The sequence below is a fragment of the Terasakiella sediminum genome, assembly GCF_033100395.1.
GTDB lineage: Bacteria > Pseudomonadota > Alphaproteobacteria > Rhodospirillales > Terasakiellaceae > Terasakiella.
Genome location: NZ_JAWLVJ010000010.1, coordinates 88,923 through 104,391 on the forward strand (window position 1 = coordinate 88,923; position 15,469 = coordinate 104,391).

At 48.6% G+C, this 15,469-nt stretch carries 15 protein-coding genes; 6 read left to right on the forward strand and 9 right to left on the reverse strand.

All coding sequences use genetic code 11. The features are described 5' to 3' along the window. Positions 1 to 16: 16 nt before the first annotated feature. The 6 genes from RYZ26_RS09715 to RYZ26_RS09740 all read right to left on the reverse strand — a co-directional run bounded on the left by RYZ26_RS09715 (position 17) and on the right by RYZ26_RS09740 (position 6,186). Positions 17 to 1,027, reverse strand: coding sequence for a ParB/RepB/Spo0J family partition protein (locus RYZ26_RS09715; protein WP_317683004.1), 1,011 nt, complete (start codon positions 1,025 to 1,027; stop codon positions 17 to 19). Between the two features lie 2 nt (positions 1,028 to 1,029). Continuing rightward, positions 1,030 to 1,830: a ParA family protein gene (locus RYZ26_RS09720; RefSeq protein ID WP_317683005.1), complete on the reverse strand. Its 801-nt coding sequence runs from the start codon at positions 1,828 to 1,830 to the stop codon at positions 1,030 to 1,032. Continuing rightward, complete coding sequence (gene rsmG / locus RYZ26_RS09725) at positions 1,827 to 2,444, reverse strand: 16S rRNA (guanine(527)-N(7))-methyltransferase RsmG (protein ID WP_317683006.1); 618 nt, start codon at positions 2,442 to 2,444, stop codon at positions 1,827 to 1,829. The genes RYZ26_RS09720 and rsmG overlap by 4 nt, the downstream gene beginning before the upstream one ends. A 93-nt stretch (positions 2,445 to 2,537) precedes the next feature. Further along, on the reverse strand, positions 2,538 to 4,409 hold the full coding sequence (mnmG, locus tag RYZ26_RS09730; RefSeq protein ID WP_317683007.1) for a tRNA uridine-5-carboxymethylaminomethyl(34) synthesis enzyme MnmG: 1,872 nt from the start codon (positions 4,407 to 4,409) through the stop codon (positions 2,538 to 2,540). Between the two features lie 173 nt (positions 4,410 to 4,582). Beyond that, positions 4,583 to 5,920: a tRNA uridine-5-carboxymethylaminomethyl(34) synthesis GTPase MnmE gene (gene mnmE / locus RYZ26_RS09735; protein ID WP_317683008.1), complete on the reverse strand. Its 1,338-nt coding sequence runs from the start codon at positions 5,918 to 5,920 to the stop codon at positions 4,583 to 4,585. A gap of 11 nt (positions 5,921 to 5,931) precedes the next feature. Next, positions 5,932 to 6,186: a DUF6489 family protein gene (locus RYZ26_RS09740; protein ID WP_317683009.1), complete on the reverse strand. Its 255-nt coding sequence runs from the start codon at positions 6,184 to 6,186 to the stop codon at positions 5,932 to 5,934. Positions 6,187 to 6,330: 144 nt separating this feature from the next. Here RYZ26_RS09740 and RYZ26_RS09745 point away from each other — a divergent pair, with 144 nt between their 5' ends. The 3 genes from RYZ26_RS09745 to RYZ26_RS09755 all read left to right on the forward strand — a co-directional run bounded on the left by RYZ26_RS09745 (position 6,331) and on the right by RYZ26_RS09755 (position 9,570). Further along, positions 6,331 to 8,361 carry a thioredoxin domain-containing protein gene (locus RYZ26_RS09745; RefSeq protein WP_317683010.1) on the forward strand — a complete coding sequence of 677 codons (2,031 nt, stop codon included), beginning with the start codon at positions 6,331 to 6,333 and terminating at the stop codon, positions 8,359 to 8,361. A 109-nt stretch (positions 8,362 to 8,470) separates the two neighbouring features. Next, positions 8,471 to 8,941 carry a methylated-DNA--[protein]-cysteine S-methyltransferase gene (locus tag RYZ26_RS09750; RefSeq protein WP_317683011.1) on the forward strand — a complete coding sequence of 157 codons (471 nt, stop codon included), beginning with the start codon at positions 8,471 to 8,473 and terminating at the stop codon, positions 8,939 to 8,941. A gap of 2 nt (positions 8,942 to 8,943) precedes the next feature. Further along, the gene (locus RYZ26_RS09755; RefSeq protein WP_317683012.1) at positions 8,944 to 9,570 is read left to right on the forward strand and encodes a VOC family protein; all 627 of its coding nucleotides are present in this window, start codon (positions 8,944 to 8,946) and stop codon (positions 9,568 to 9,570) included. Here the strand turns inward: RYZ26_RS09755 and RYZ26_RS09760 are convergent. After that, on the reverse strand, positions 9,567 to 10,397 hold the full coding sequence (locus tag RYZ26_RS09760) for a pirin family protein (protein WP_317683013.1): 831 nt from the start codon (positions 10,395 to 10,397) through the stop codon (positions 9,567 to 9,569). The genes RYZ26_RS09755 and RYZ26_RS09760 overlap by 4 nt on opposite strands. Positions 10,398 to 10,665: 268 nt before the next feature. On the opposite strand from RYZ26_RS09760, the gene RYZ26_RS09765 reads away from it, so the two are divergent. The 3 genes from RYZ26_RS09765 to RYZ26_RS09775 are packed head-to-tail and all read left to right on the forward strand — an operon-like array spanning position 10,666 to position 12,884. Further along, positions 10,666 to 11,574 carry an alpha/beta hydrolase gene (locus RYZ26_RS09765; RefSeq protein WP_317683014.1) on the forward strand — a complete coding sequence of 303 codons (909 nt, stop codon included), beginning with the start codon at positions 10,666 to 10,668 and terminating at the stop codon, positions 11,572 to 11,574. 8 nt (positions 11,575 to 11,582) lie between these two features. Further along, positions 11,583 to 12,335: a DUF4197 domain-containing protein gene (locus RYZ26_RS09770; RefSeq protein WP_317683015.1), complete on the forward strand. Its 753-nt coding sequence runs from the start codon at positions 11,583 to 11,585 to the stop codon at positions 12,333 to 12,335. A gap of 3 nt (positions 12,336 to 12,338) precedes the next feature. Next, positions 12,339 to 12,884 carry an ion channel gene (locus RYZ26_RS09775; protein WP_317683016.1) on the forward strand — a complete coding sequence of 182 codons (546 nt, stop codon included), beginning with the start codon at positions 12,339 to 12,341 and terminating at the stop codon, positions 12,882 to 12,884. Here RYZ26_RS09775 and RYZ26_RS09780 read toward each other — a convergent pair. Both RYZ26_RS09780 and rho read right to left on the reverse strand, forming a co-directional pair. Further along, positions 12,881 to 13,849: a glycosyltransferase family 2 protein gene (locus tag RYZ26_RS09780; protein WP_317683017.1), complete on the reverse strand. Its 969-nt coding sequence runs from the start codon at positions 13,847 to 13,849 to the stop codon at positions 12,881 to 12,883. The two genes, RYZ26_RS09775 and RYZ26_RS09780, sit on opposite strands and share 4 nt — an antisense overlap. 86 nt (positions 13,850 to 13,935) lie before the next feature. Next, positions 13,936 to 15,195 (reverse strand): transcription termination factor Rho, encoded by a 1,260-nt coding sequence (rho, locus tag RYZ26_RS09785; RefSeq protein WP_317683018.1) that lies wholly within the window; start codon positions 15,193 to 15,195, stop codon positions 13,936 to 13,938. Positions 15,196 to 15,469 lie beyond the last annotated feature (274 nt).

A 15,469-nucleotide genomic window follows, 5' to 3' on the forward strand; every position in this document is an offset into this window, starting at 1 on the left:
AGCGATAACTGGAAGCTTACAGCTTGTTCAATTCCGCTTCCACATCCTGTTCACTCACCGGATCAAGATCATTTGCCTGATCCTGACCTGTTTTACCGTGATGGCCATGGCTCAAACGGTGAAGAAGATCATCCAGTTGCTCCAATGTTGTATATTGCAGCGTCAAGGTTCCGCCTTTCACCCCACTAGAGATCCCGACTTTAACCCCTAACAGGTCTGTCAGGTCGCGTTCCAGAGCAACCGTATCGGCATCTTTCTCTTTCTTCGCAGCTGGACGGGCCTTTACACCTGCTGTTTTTACCAGGCTTTCAGTCTGGCGAACATTTAAGCCCTTTTTAATGATCTGTTTTGCAACATCCCCCGGTGCATCACAGTTCAACAAGGCACGCGCATGTCCGGTCGAAAGCAAGCCATCTTCCAAAAAGCCTTTTACATCATCCGGCAAAGCCAGAAGACGCATCATATTGGCCACGTGGGAACGGCTTTTGCCAAGCGCTTTTGAAAGTGCTTCTTGTGTATGGCTGAATTCTTCCATCAGACGGTTATAGCCTTCGGCTTCTTCCAGGGGCGACAGGTCCTGGCGCTGCAGGTTTTCCACCAAAGCAATTTCAGCTGCATCCCGGTCATCCATTTCTTTAACGATGACCGGAACTTCATGAAGCTGGGCACGTTGAGAGGCCTGCCAGCGACGTTCGCCTGCGATAATTTCATATTCGCCCGTGTGATTTGGGTGCGGGCGAACTAGGATCGGCTGCAAAATCCCTTTCTCTTTAATGGATTCGGCCAAACCTTCGATGGCTTCTTCTTCAAAAATATGGCGCGGCTGGTATTTCCCCGGAATTAACAAGGAGATAGGCACCGTTTTTTGATTTCCTGCATTAAGTTGGACCACTTCGGCACCTATTGTGCCTGCAGCACTTGAAGCTTCTGCGTTAAGCGGTTGTTCTTCCACAACACTTGCGGTTTCATCCCCAAGTAGAGCGGACAGGCCACGGCCCAGACTTTTGCGTTTCTTTTCTTTTGCCATTGTTATGCTGCTTTCCTGTTTTCGCGTCTTAGAACTTCACTGGCGAGGTGAAGATAGGCTTTAGAGCCTGCACATTTGTGATCATAAAGAAGGACCGGCTTGCCGTGCGACGGCGCTTCCGATACCCGTACGTTCCGCGGGATCACGGTCTCATATACTTTTTCCCCAAAGAACTCTCGCACATCGTCTGCGACCATATCGCTCAAATTATTGCGCTTATCGAACATGGTCAAAACGATGCCCTGAATGTCCAGGCTCGGATTAAAGTTCTTTTTCACCCGCTCAATGGTTTTCACCAGGGCGGTAATTCCTTCCAGAGCAAAGAATTCACATTGCAGTGGCACCATGACAGCGTGGGATCCGACCAACGCATTGATCGTCAACATCCCGAGAGCCGGTGGGCAGTCGATCAGGATATAGTCATAGCCTTTGATGGTTGAAAGCGATTCGCGCAGGCAAAACTGCGGACGATCCAGTTCAGGGATTTCAATCTCAGCCCCGGCCAGGTCAGGACCAGACGGAATGACGGATAAATTCGGGATATTGCTTTTCTGAATGGCGCCGTCGGCTTCAATATCACCCATCATGACATGATAGGCGTTGCGAGAACGCATATCATGGTCGATCCCCAGGCCCGTGCTGGCGTTGCCTTGTGGATCAAGGTCCAGAACAAGGGTCTTTTTGCCGACAGCGGCCAGTGCGGTTGCCAGATTGATGGTGGTTGTGGTTTTCCCCACCCCGCCTTTCTGGTTTGCAATCGCGATAATGCGCGGCGTGACTTCTACAGTCGTTTGGTCCGTCATTTTCGTGTCATCCTTTCGATGATTACGACCTGCCCTTCTGGATCAGACAGGCTCCCGTGGCTTTGATAATCAAAATCCCAGCTTTTTTGGGCCTCTAAAACCTCTTCCTGGGTCTTTCGGCCTTTGAGGAAAATGCAGGTCCCATCACTTTTGCGCAAGCGTTCAGAAAAACCCAAGAGTTTCTCCAGAGTCGCTAAGGCGCGTGATGTGACAACATCTGCAAATTCAATTTCTTTTACATCGTTGATTCGGCAGTTATGGATGGTCACCGGGGTTTCAGTCACCCGCGCAGCTTCGCGCACGAAGGCCATCTTGCGCATGTCAGAATCGACCATATGCACATCCGGCACGCCCATAATTGCCAACACCAGACCGGGGAACCCTGCCCCACATCCGATATCGACCAATGTCTTTGTCTCTTTTGGCAAATAGGGAAAAACTTGTGCGGAATCCAACAAGTGGCGAGTCCAGAGATCATCCAGTGTGGACTTGCTCACCAGATTGATTTTGGCCTGCCATTTGACCAACAGATCACCATAAGCCTGAAGCTTGTCCAATGTTTCACGTGAAACATCAAGCGACTTCCATTGATCTTGTTGTGCTGCAAATCCCATTTTTACCCCTAAAATATAGCTTGGCTACAAATTTACCCTATTTTTTCGATCTCGTCTCCCTGTTTCACGTGAAACAAGGTTAAAAAATTAAGCTTAAGCAACTTTGTTTGATTTGTTGCGCTTGACGTAACTCAGCAAGGCCGTCAATGCTGCCGGTGTGATCCCCGAGATTCTAGCCGCCGCTCCCAGTGTGGAGGGTTTATGCTCAGCCAGTTTGCTACGTACTTCCATCGACATGCCTTCGATAGACAGATAATCCAGATCTTCCGGCAAACTCAGACTTTCATCGCGGCGGAAAGCACGAATGTCGGCTTCCTGGCGTTCCAGATATCCGGCGTAGCGCCCTTCAATTTCCACCTGTTCGGCAACCGCGCCCTGAATATCATTAAGTTCCGGCCAAATTTCCTGAACCTTTGTCAGCGGGGCTTCTCTATATCCCAGCAAAGCCATGGCTGTGCGGCGTTGGCCGTCCATATTGACCTTGATACCGTATTTTCCCAACTCCTGCGGCGTGGCACTGAGCTTTTGCATGCGTTCTTTGGCCGCTGCAATCGCTGCGGCCTTTTCTTCAAAAGCTTTGGCGCGCGCAGCAGATACACAACCGATTTCGGTGCCCAGACGTGTCAGGCGTTGATCGGCGTTATCGGCACGCAAAATTAATCGATATTCTGCCCGCGAGGTAAACATCCGGTATGGCTCGTTTGTTCCTTTGGTCACCAGATCGTCTGCTAGAACCCCGATATAGGCAGTGGCGCGATCAAAGACGAAATCTTTCTCGCTACCCGATGCTTTCAGCGCGGCGTTTACCCCGGCCATCAGTCCTTGGGCTGCGGCTTCTTCATATCCGGTCGTGCCGTTGATCTGACCTGCGAAATAGAGGTGAGAGACTTTGCGAGTTTCAAACGTCTCATAAAGTTCGCGCGGATCAACGAAATCATATTCAATGGCGTATGCGGGTTTTAACGCTTCCACTTTTTCTAGGCCAGGGATGGAGCGCATAAAGGCCATTTGTACATCAACCGGTAAAGAGGTTGAAATCCCGTTTGGATAGACACTATCCGTATCCAGCCCTTCCGGTTCCAGGAAAATCTGGTGGCTGGTCTTTTCTGCAAAGCGCACTACTTTGTCTTCAATCGACGGGCAATAACGGGGGCCGCGTCCCTGAATCTGTCCGGAATAGACCGGGGCCTGATCCATATTGGATCGGATGATCTCGTGGGTTTCTTCGGTCGTGCGGGTGATGTAGCACGGAATTTGCGGTGTTGTGATCTTGTCGGTCATAAAGGAAAACGGCTGGGGTGGTGTATCGCCATCCTGACGCTGCAAGGCATTCCAATCAATGGTCTTGCCATCCAGTCGTGCAGGTGTTCCGGTTTTTAATCGACCGAGATCAAACTTTAAACGGGCAAGTGTATCAGCCAGACCAATGGAAGGTTCATCACCCATACGACCTGCCGACCAGGTTTCTTTGCCGATATGAATCAGACCATTCAGGAACGTCCCGGTCGTCAGGATAACAGAACCTGCCTGCAAGCTTTCCCCTGCCCCGGTAATGACACCCGTAACGCGCTTATCATCAGAAGACAGGATCAGGTCTTCCGCCGTGCCTTCCATCAGGTCCAGATTTTCTTGCGAAGACATCAGGCCCTGTACGGCCTGTTTATAAAGTTTACGATCGGCCTGGGCGCGTGGTCCACGAACGGCTGGACCTTTCGATTGGTTCAGCATACGAAACTGGATACCGCCTTCATCGATGGCACGACCCATGATGCCGTCAAGCGCATCGACTTCGCGCACCAGATGACCTTTCGCCAATCCGCCAATGGCCGGATTGCACGACATCTCTCCAATCGCGTCCAGTCTTTGAGTAAGAAGAAGGGTCTTTGCCCCCATTCGCGCACTTGCGGCCGCTGCTTCGCAGCCTGCATGCCCGCCACCAATTACAATCACATCATATGTCTTCATAGGGCGCAATGTATGTATCACGCTTTATGAAGTCAATTTACAAAATGAAGCTTTTTTGGCCTTGTGGATAAATGAGGGGATAAGCCCGTTCATAACCTGCCGACAAAGGGTATTTGGATTTTTCCATTCACCTTATTTGCAGAAAATCGTCCCGGTGTTTCACGTGAAACATCTTATTTGCCGATGCAGAAATCGCTAAAAACAATATCCAGCACATCTTCAACATCGATTCGCCCGGTGATGCGACCCAATGATCGGGTCGCCATGCGCAAATCTTCTGCGGCCAGTTCTGGCAGATCGATCTGGTCAAATCGATTGAGCGCCTCAACACAATCTTCCAAAGCTTCGCGGTGACGCGCCCGGGTCAAGGCCGGCGCACCCGTCATCATGCAGCGCTCCGCCACTTCTTTTTCCAGGGCTTTGAAAAAGTCCGAAAGCCCCTCCCCCGATTTGGCGGACATATATAAAGGAGTGATGCCTTTAACGTCCGTGATGTCCGGCTTGTCCGCTTTATCAATTTTATTAAAGACCAGTAGGCAGTCTTCATCAATCAGATCCAGCGTCTTTCCATCCAGATCAGGCCAGTCAGAACTATCAAATAAGACAACTTTCAAATCAGCCTGCTGCGCGGTGGTCTGGGCACGGCGAATGCCCTCAACCTCGATCACATCGTCGCTATGACGAATGCCTGCGGTATCCGACACCACCACCGGATAGCCACCAATGTCCAGATGGCTTTCAATGACATCGCGCGTCGTTCCGGCAATATCGGACACAATCGCCACTTCGCGTTTGGCCAAATGATTAAGCAGACTGGATTTTCCTGCATTGGGCGGTCCGACGATGGCGAGGCGAACACCGTCACGCAGCATCTCACCACGGTGACCATCTTTTAAGTGATCCTCGATTTCACCCTTCAGGACATCGACCTTGGCGCGTACGCCCTGTTCAACCTCTTCCGGCAAATCTTCATCGGGAAAATCAATCACCGCTTCGAAATGCGCCAACACATGAAGGATGCGATCGGCCCAGTCATTATAGAGAGACCCCAACGCGCCATCCATCTGACGCAAAGCCTGTTTGGCCTGGGCACGAGTTTCCGCATGGATCAAATCCGCCAGACCCTCAGCCGCAGTTAAATCCATCTTGTCATTTTCAAAGGCACGACGGGTGAATTCCCCCGGTTCGGCGAGACGCAAACCATCAAAGCTCGCCAACGCTTCCTGCACTGATTGCACGACTGCACGCCCCCCATGGATTTGCAGTTCCACCACGTCTTCGCCCGTAAAGCTGTTGGGCCCGGGAAAATAAAGTGCAAGACCGTCATCCAGCTGATCACCCGTCAAAGGATCAACCAGATTTACCCGATGGGCATAGCGCGGTTTGAAAATGTCTTTGTTGGAAAGTTTACACAATACATCCAGCGCATGAGGACCAGAGAGGCGAATAACAGCCACGCCGCAGCGCCCTGCCCCACTGGCAAGTGCATATATGGTTTGATCAAAATTCATGGATTTCGTCTTTAATCGTCTGAGCTGTTGCCCATGCCGTTTTTACCAAACTGCGCCCAGAACATTTTCTGCAGTTGCTCCATATTTGAAATCCCGGCAGGGAGCCATGTTTTAAACATAGTTTCCGGATCCATGGCAGACAGATTGGCCTTCATGCGTTCTTCGACTTCTTTCATCATCATTTCCTGCATGGGTTTGACATCTGGCAGCCCCATGAAGTTACGGGCTTCTTCCGGTGTACAATCAATATTGATGGTGATTTTCATACTCTTTGTCCCGATCTGATGGCATCGACTTTTCCCTAATGTGACAAGCTTTTGTCTCAAGGTCCAGCGTCATCGGAAAAAAGGGTTGTTATTTTTGCGAAAAAAGCGAAATCTGAAAGGGATAATAAGTAATGAAAGCGTCCCATGTCCCAAAATCTCCTTGGCCAGCTCACCAGTCCTTATCTTTTGCAACATGCTGATAATCCGGTGCACTGGCAGCCTTGGTCAGATGATGTGTTTGATCAGGCCAAACGCGACGACAAACCCATCTTGCTGTCTATCGGATATGCGGCCTGTCACTGGTGCCACGTCATGGCCCATGAATCGTTTGAAGATCAAAAGACAGCCGATGTGATGAATGACCTGTTCATCAATGTCAAAGTAGACCGGGAAGAACATCCGGATGTGGATGCCATTTATCAAAAAGCACTGACCATTCTGGGTCAACAGGGCGGTTGGCCGTTGACCATGTTTTTGACCCCATCAGGACAGCCTTTTTGGGGCGGGACATATTTCCCCAAAGATGAAGCCTATGGCCGACCGTCTTTCACCCAGGTACTGAACAGCATTGCCGATATCTATGACACCCAAAAAGAAGAAGTCGCCCAAAATGTCCAGGCCATTGCGGATAATCTTGCCGCAGAATCTGAACCCAAAGGCGACGGCAGCCTCACCCTGCCCCATATTAAAACGGCTGTTGGATATATCATCCAAAGCTTTGATCCGGTAAATGGCGGTTTACAGGGTGCCCCAAAATTCCCCCAACCTGTTTTGATGGATTTCCTCTGGCGTACAAGCTGGATCAAAAAGGACCAAAAGCTCGCTGACCTTATTCACCTCAGTCTGAAGAAAATGTGCTTGGGTGGAATTTATGATCATGTGGGTGGCGGCTTTGCGCGTTATTCAACAGATGAAGAATGGCTCGCCCCGCATTTTGAAAAGATGCTTTATGACAATGCACTGTTGATTTCTCTGCTGACCATGGTCTGGCGCAAGCACCCTTCCCCCCTGTTTAAACGCACCATTGAAGAAACCATCGACTGGGCTTTCAAGGAAATGAAGGTAGAAAGCGGGGATGGCTTTGCCCTGGCCTCTGCCCTTGATGCAGATAGCGAGGGGGTGGAAGGAAAATTCTATGTCTGGTCTGAAGCTGAGATCGATGAAATTCTGGGCGATAAAGCCCATGGATTTAAAAAAGCCTATGACGTCAGTGACTATGGCAATTGGGAAGGTCATAATATCCTGCGCCGTGTAACGGACTTTGCCACACAGGAAGGTGAAGACATGTTAAACGCCTGTCGCCAAAAACTGTATGAAGCCCGTAACAGCCGTATCCGCCCCGGTCGCGATGATAAAGTCCTGACAGACTGGAACGCCATGATGGTCAAAGCGCTTTGTGAGGCCGGACTGGTTTTTGATCGCAAAGACTGGATCACAGCCGCTCAAACCATCATGACCCAGATCACGACCTTGATGATGAAAGGCGATGTACTGCATCACAGCTGGTGTGACGGCAAACATGTCTCTGCGGCCTATCTGGAAGATTACGCCAATCTGTCTTCTGCAACTCTTGCTCTTTATGAAGTGACAGGGCTTGAAACCTATCTTGATCAAGCGAAAGACTGGGTCGCCCATCTGGATGAACATTTCTGGGATGGCGATCTTGGCGGTTATAACTTTGCCAGCACCCAAACGGTTGAAGGATTGGACATTCAGCCTAAACCCATCCATGACCATGCCACCCCGTCAGGCAATGGAATCATGGCCAATGTGCTGGCGGACCTCTATCATCTTACCGGACAAGGTGCCTATAAAGACAAATTCAATCAATTGATCACCGCTTTTGGCAATGCAAACCCCAACGAAATCTTCGGAATGGCTGGCCTTTGCACCGCGCTGATCCGGTTTGAAAAAATGGAAACCATCGCAATTATCGGTGAGCGGGACAAAAAAGACACCAAATCCTTGATACATAAGGCTTCTGGTTATCCATCGCCGCAGCGAAAACTTCTACTAGCAGATGGTCAAAAACCCTTTTCAGACGGTCATACACTAGCGGGCAAGACCATGGTAGAGGACAAAGCCACCGCTTACGTCTGCCGCTTGGGAAGCTGCTCTGCCCCGGTGACAGATGTGGACAGTCTGGAAGATACGCTTAGTCAGTTGCCCTTATAGAAAAGCATTTCCTTCCCTAGTAAAAAACATCCCCTTTAGTTTTTTCTGTCCATCTCGTTTTCACAGCGTTACAAATAACTACGATTGAATCCTGATAAAGAGTTTCCCCATGGATATTACCTGCACCTCCATCATGTCTCCTGTCGGCACCCTGTCTTTGTTTGAAGATGATGGGAAAATTGTGGTGGTGGAATGGGGGCAAGCCCCCAAAGGCATCGAAACCCCTTTGCTGAAAGAAGCCAAAGCACAACTGTCCGCTTATTTCAGTGGCAAACTTCAGGATTTTGACCTTCCCCTTGATCCACAAGGCACCGAACATCAAAAGAAAGTCTGGCAGGTGATGGCGAAAATCCCCTTTGGGAAAACCATCACCTATGGCGATATCGCAAAAGAAATTAACAGTGCACCACGTGCCATTGGCGGGGCCTGTGGGAAAAATCCGATCCCGATCATTATCCCCTGTCATCGCGTCGTTGGATCCAACGGCAAACTGACCGGGTTTTCCGGCGGTGAAGGGATCGAAACCAAAATTCAGTTGCTGCGCATGGAAGAAGCCATCGCGGGCAGCACCTTGATCTAATCATGACAAAACTTGAAATCTGTCATCTCTTCGTCTTCGTGAATAATCCCGAAGCGATTGAACAAAAGATGACAGCCCTTGGCTTTACAGAAAGCTATCGCCGTAAACACCCGGGTCAGGGTACAGAAAATATTTGTTACTGTTTTGATAACTGTTATCTGGAAGTTCTCTGGGTCAATAACCTCACAGAAACCAGATCGGATGCGGTTGCCCCGTTACAATTTGATCAACGGGGATTTGGCAAAGGTAACCCGTTTGGCATTGCCATCCGGGATAATCAGCCCTTCCCCTTTGATCATCACCTTTATCACGCGCCGTACTTCCCCGACGACTTCAGCCTGCCTTATGCCAAAAGCAGTGATGATCTGACCCAGCCATTTCTGTTTTTATCGCCCGGTTCCAAACGACCCGATGTTTGGGCCAAGGATAAAAAGGTCCCGCTACAATCTTCTTTTTCAGAAATCAACAAGATTTCTGTAAGCGGCCCTGCCCTGCATGGTGATTATCTCAAAACTGATTTTCAGCTAAAATCATCAAATCACTATCAGATGGATTTAACCCTGACAGACAAAAAGGGAAAGGACGTTGCCATCCTTTCCCTTCCTGATTTTATCTTATCTAAGATTTAAAATTTCCCGGCACGAAAATCATCAAAAGCCTGCTGCAGTTCCTGCTGGGTATTCATCACAAACGGACCATAGCGGGCAACCGGTTCATTGATCGGATCAGCCGCCAGCAGAATAAATCTCCCGTTTTGATTTCCGGTCTGAAGCGACAGCACATCGCCATCTTCCAAAATCACCAGACGATTGGTCTCCACCGTTTCACCATCCAGATGCAGCTTGCCTTCAAAAATATATAAGAAAGCCGTCTGCCCGGCCGGAATTGGAATATCAACCGACGCATTGGCTTCCATATCCAGATCAATAAACAAAGGTTTGGTGACAATCTCAGAAACTGGGCCCGTCACGCCAAAGGCTTCCCCGGCGATTACTTTCAAATGGCCGATGCCTTTCAGATCGGAAGTCGGAATATCACCAGGTGCCAGATCCTGATAGCGCGGTGCCGTCATTTTCTGATCGGCAGGCAGGTTCACCCAAAGCTGAAATCCTTTCATCAGCCCATCGGTTTGTTCCGGCATTTCGCTATGAACAATACCCCGCCCGGCGGTCATCCATTGTGCCCCGCCACTTTCCAGCAAACCTTCGTTGCCGGCATTATCGCGGTGGCGCATCTTGCCATCCAACATATAAGTCACGGTCTCAAATCCACGGTGCGGATGGTCGGGAAAGCCCGCGATGTAATCCGCGCCGTCTTCTGATCCAAAGCAATCCAGCAGCAAGAACGGATCAAGGTGATCCAAAGTGGGCGTACCGATGGCACGTAACATTTTAACCCCTGCCCCATCGGAGGTGGCAATCGGGGAAACAATTTGATCAATGGTGCGTTGTTTCATATCCATCATCCTTGTTTGAATTTCACTCGTTGCAGATAAGATAAGCCTGAAATACAAAATTGATTAGACATCCATTTGGAAACAAAGTGTTTCACGTGAAACAGGACAAAAAGAAAAACACACATCAATACTTGCAAAAGATGTAATCGTAACTATCTACTCCCTTCATATACTTTGGAGGGAAAACATGTATTTTATTACAAACTATCAAATTGATGGCGACAAGAATTGGGAACCGACGGCGACAGAAAAAACGCGACCCATTACATTGGATGAAAGCGACCCCACGCCAGATCAATCAATTTATTTCTGTGAACGTACAGGCAAAGGAAAATATACGGAAATCGGCAGCCAGACTTTCCTTGAAAATCTAAGAGGGGACCTTAACCAACAAATCATTTTATATATTCATGGCTTTAACAATATGCCTGAACCAGATGTTTTTCCGCGTGCTGAAGCTTTGCAAAAACTTTTCAATGATGCTGCCGCTGCCTCAAAAGAGGATATCAGTTATGAAGTTGTTGTCTTGCTCTGGCCCTGTGATGCAAGCCTGGGAATGGCAAGAAAATACTGGGATGATCAAAAATCCAGTGAAATGAGTTCCTTTGGTTTCAGTCGTATGCTTGAACGATTCATGGATTGGCGATCAGAAAATAACGGAACCTGTTTTCGCCCTATTAATATTTTGGCCCATTCTATGGGAAATCGGGTTTTGAGACTGACGTTAAAGAACTGGGCAAATGACAAAGGTATGCTCCCTGCCCTCTTTCGCAACATCTTCATGGTCGCCCCAGACGTTGCAAACGAAACTCTGGAAAAAGGAAATTCTGGATATTTCATCACACAAGCAGCCCGTAATGTCGCTGTTTATTATGCCAATGATGATCTGGCCATGTCTGCCAGCAAAGTTGCCAATCTCAAAAATCGCGTTGCAACCCGAAGATTAGGTCATACAGGTCCGGAACGCATGGACAAAGTTTCAGACAATGTTTACGCTATCGACTGTGACAATGTGAACAACAAATATGACCGCCCCAAGGGCCATAGTTATTTTCTGAAAACAAATGGTACCAAAGGCAGTCCTGGCGTTGTTTTCAAACATATTTTCAATAGCTGCGAAACAGGACGGATTAAATGTGATCCTGTTACGCGTCGATGGGAACTTAAGAAAAAATAGGGAAGTAAATGCGTTCGGTTCTTTATACATTATTTGCAGGCGGTCTCCTTTTGACGGCCCCTTCTACTCAGGCTTTTGACCTCAACAATATCGTCAATAAAGCGACTGAAGCCATCAACAAACAGACACAAAAATCAAGCGGTACCAGCCTTTCATCCCTGACAGAAAATCAAATTATCGATGGGTTGCGCGAAGCTTTGAAAGTGGGAACCGAACGCGTTGTCTCACAAATCGGGGCGGTTGATGGATATAATCTGGATCAGAATATCCATATCCCCCTGCCCGATGAACTACAACAAGTGCAAAAACTGCTGAACAAATTTGGCCTGTCTGCCCTGGCCGATGATGTTGAGCTGCGCCTGAACCGCGCAGCAGAACAAGCTGCCCCACAGGCCAAAAACATCATCGTAAACGCCATTTCCAGCATGAGCCTGTCTGATGCCCGTGCGATCTATGACGGCCCCCAAAATGCGGCAACAGAATACTTCAAAAAAGTCTCCACCCAAAACCTTCGTTCTGCCATCCAGCCCATTGCGGAAAGCAGCCTGAAAGATGTGGGTGCCATTCAGGCCTATGACAGTTTGATGGGACAATATAAATCCATGCCCTTTGTGCCGGATGTCAAAGCTGATCTGGTAGATCATACAACCAGCCTCGCCATTCGGGGAATTTTCCATTATCTGGCACAGGAAGAAGCCGCTATTCGCGAAAACCCGGCAAAGCGCACCACTGAGATTTTAAAAACCGTCTTTGGTCAGTAAGCCATGAATTTCCATTTTATCCGTGTCTGTTTTCGCTATCTCTCTATTTCGAAAATGGATTTTGTCAGCGTCTTTATCACCTTGGGCGGGGTAACAGCTCTGGTAATTTCGCTCTGCTCCCCCCTGCTCTTTTGGGCGGAAAACAGTCACCCGGATGCCAATATCAAGTCTTTTGCGGATGCCGTCTGGCTTTGTTTTATGATTGTCACCACCATCGGCTTTGGCGATTATTATCCCGTCAGCCTGATCGGCCGTCTCACCGCTGTCCCCTTGGCTGCGACAGGCATCGGTGTTTTCGGAACATTGGCTGGGTATTTTGGTTCCATCATTCTGGACAAGGTGGTGCGCCAAGCTTCCACCGATATGCTGCACGAACAAAACAGACGCATTGAAGTGTTATCCAAACAAAACCAAGACCTGAACGAAACTATCAAAAATATCGCTTCAGAAAATAAAGAACTCAACCGGATGATCCTGGAACTAAATCACAAGGTCGATAAAGATACGGATGAGATCCTGGACTATCTGAAAGCGCAAAAAAATAATTAAAAATCAGGCCCGGCTTTCCCCGTCTTCCCCGCCCCCGGTTTCCAATCCTGGGGGCGTTCAATCTTACCGTCCGGGGTAAAGGCAGCCAGACAGTCCCGGATGGCTTCGATCCGGCTGGCATGGGGCCAGAGTTTGGTGCGAACGTGGGAGACGAGAAAACGGTTAAACAAACCCCCATAGACTTTGCGATGGAACCGTTCTGCACGCGATATTGCGCGCTTGTAGGCATAGTCAATATAAGCCGCATTCAGGTCCGGTTTTTCCATAATCAGGAAATACATGGCCAAAACGGACTCATATCGCGATCGCCCTTTTTGTGCACTCAGACGGTCCGGTGCGGCATCTGGCAACAAGCCCACATCACCAAAGACACGGGCGCCCGGACCATTGGCAAACAGACGTAGGAACAACATTTGATCAGGCGACACAAGACGAGGATCACATCCCCCCACCTTCTGATAAAACTTCTTTTTAAACAGCATGCAGGTGGAATTGGCCGGGTTATTGCGGATGAAAAACTTCAGACCATCTTCCATCACTTCCATCTTTGGATAAGGCGCTGCACGCGTCAACGGGTCTTCCGCGCCCTGCCATTCAAAATAAGCTGAATGCCCCCAGGCATGATCCACATTCAATTTTTCACAGGCATCAATCAGCCAGGTCGATGAATGCGGTGTCAGAAGATCATCCCCGTCACACAACTTGATCCAGTCATGACTGGCAGCTTCTACCCCCGCATTTGTCCCCCAGGATGCCCCGAGATTTTCCTGTTCAATAATGATGGTGGTTGCATCCAAATCTTTGGTGCAGTCCTTAATCACCTGAACAGAATTATCGGTTGATCCATCATCCACAAAAATATATTCGCGGGTATCAATATCCACCTGGGCTTCCAAGGAGCGGATGACTTCGGGGAGATATTCTTCTTTATTGAAAACGGTAATGACGTAGGAAACAGCTGTCATAATTTTACTTCATCATTTTACTTCATCGTTTCACGTGAAACACAAAAAGACATCCCGGCGCGATGGCCGGGATGACTTGATCTTGATTAACGAGAATTCATCGCATCGAAGAAATCATCGTTATTTTTGGAATATTTCAGCTTATCCAGCAGGAATTCCAGACCATCCGTTGTGCCCATCGGATCGAGAATACGACGCAGCACCCACATTTTGGAAAGTGTATCTTTCTCGACCAGCAGGTCTTCCTTACGGGTACCGGACTTGGTGATATCAATCGCCGGGAATGTCCGCTTATCGGCCAGTTTACGATCCATGATAATCTCGGAGTTACCTGTCCCTTTGAATTCTTCAAAGATCACTTCGTCCATCCGTGACCCTGTATCGATCAACGCTGTAGAGATAATGGTGAGCGAGCCGCCTTCTTCAATGTTACGTGCCGCACCGAAGAAACGTTTTGGGCGTTGCAGGGCGTTTGCATCCACACCACCTGTCAGAACCTTACCGGAGGAAGGTACACAAGTGTTGTAAGCACGCGCCAGACGCGTAATAGAATCAAGCAGGATGACAACATCCTTTTTATGTTCCACCAGACGCTTGGCTTTAGAGATCACCATTTCAGCAACCTGGACGTGACGTGATGCCGGTTCGTCAAAGGTGGAGGAAATGACCTCCCCTTTTACCGAACGGTCCATGTCGGTGACCTCTTCCGGGCGTTCATCGATTAGAAGAACGATCAGGTAACATTCAGGGTGATTTTCCGCGATAGAATGCGCAATGTTTTGCAGCATTACCGTCTTACCTGTACGTGGTGGCGCAACCAAAAGCGCCCGCTGGCCTTTACCGATTGGGGAAACCAAGTCAATCACACGCGGTGTCATATCTTTGGCTTCCGGATTTTCGATCTCCATCTTGAGACGCTCATCCGGGTACAGTGGTGTCAGGTTGTCAAAATGCACACGGTGACGCGCTTTACCTGCTTCTTCAAAGTTGATGTTTTCAACCTTCAGCAAGGCAAAATAACGTTCGCCATCTTTAGGGGAACGGATCTGACCTTCGATGGTATCGCCTGTACGCAATGAGAATTTACGCACCTGATTTGGGCTGACATAAATATCGTCCGGGCCCGGCAAATAGTTTGCTTCAGGGGAGCGCAAGAAACCGAAGCCATCCTGCAGCACTTCCAGAACACCACCGCCATAAATGGTGACGTCATTTTCAGCTAAATTTTTTAAAATCGCAAACAACAGTTCTTGCTTGCGCATGTTTCCGGCGTTTTCAATTTCCAATTCTTCGGCATAGGCCAGAAGATCAGCGGGTGATTTTTCTTTGAGTTCTTGAAGATTCATAAGTGATCTGCAACTTGATTTGTGGGAGATAAGGTCAAATATAGTAAAGATATCGAAGCTTAAAATTCGTCTTCTTTATTGATTTATTTGATAAATTTTCAGATTTGATCGGCGTTCGAATAAGGGATGCGCCGCTTGATCCGAAAAAGATAAGGAAGGAGTTTCAAAGACACATCTATCATGTCTTCGAATGAAACGTATGTAGCGTAAAACCGGACTTCAAGTCAAGAGATGCAAAATTCTTTCATTTCTACTGTTGCTTTAAGGACACGCA

Coding starts and splice junctions, on each gene's coding strand:
- RYZ26_RS09715 (WP_317683004.1), bottom strand. CDS start 1,027: ATGGCAAAAGAAAAGAAACGCAAAAGTCTGGGCCGTGGCCTGTCCGCT.
- RYZ26_RS09720 (WP_317683005.1), bottom strand. CDS start 1,830: ATGACGGACCAAACGACTGTAGAAGTCACGCCGCGCATTATCGCGATT.
- rsmG (WP_317683006.1), bottom strand. CDS start 2,444: ATGGGATTTGCAGCACAACAAGATCAATGGAAGTCGCTTGATGTTTCA.
- mnmG (WP_317683007.1), bottom strand. CDS start 4,409: ATGAAGACATATGATGTGATTGTAATTGGTGGCGGGCATGCAGGCTGC.
- mnmE (WP_317683008.1), bottom strand. CDS start 5,920: ATGAATTTTGATCAAACCATATATGCACTTGCCAGTGGGGCAGGGCGC.
- RYZ26_RS09740 (WP_317683009.1), bottom strand. CDS start 6,186: ATGAAAATCACCATCAATATTGATTGTACACCGGAAGAAGCCCGTAAC.
- RYZ26_RS09745 (WP_317683010.1), top strand. CDS start 6,331: ATGTCCCAAAATCTCCTTGGCCAGCTCACCAGTCCTTATCTTTTGCAA.
- RYZ26_RS09750 (WP_317683011.1), top strand. CDS start 8,471: ATGGATATTACCTGCACCTCCATCATGTCTCCTGTCGGCACCCTGTCT.
- RYZ26_RS09755 (WP_317683012.1), top strand. CDS start 8,944: ATGACAAAACTTGAAATCTGTCATCTCTTCGTCTTCGTGAATAATCCC.
- RYZ26_RS09760 (WP_317683013.1), bottom strand. CDS start 10,397: ATGAAACAACGCACCATTGATCAAATTGTTTCCCCGATTGCCACCTCC.
- RYZ26_RS09770 (WP_317683015.1), top strand. CDS start 11,583: ATGCGTTCGGTTCTTTATACATTATTTGCAGGCGGTCTCCTTTTGACG.
- RYZ26_RS09775 (WP_317683016.1), top strand. CDS start 12,339: ATGAATTTCCATTTTATCCGTGTCTGTTTTCGCTATCTCTCTATTTCG.
- RYZ26_RS09780 (WP_317683017.1), bottom strand. CDS start 13,849: ATGACAGCTGTTTCCTACGTCATTACCGTTTTCAATAAAGAAGAATAT.
- rho (WP_317683018.1), bottom strand. CDS start 15,195: ATGAATCTTCAAGAACTCAAAGAAAAATCACCCGCTGATCTTCTGGCC.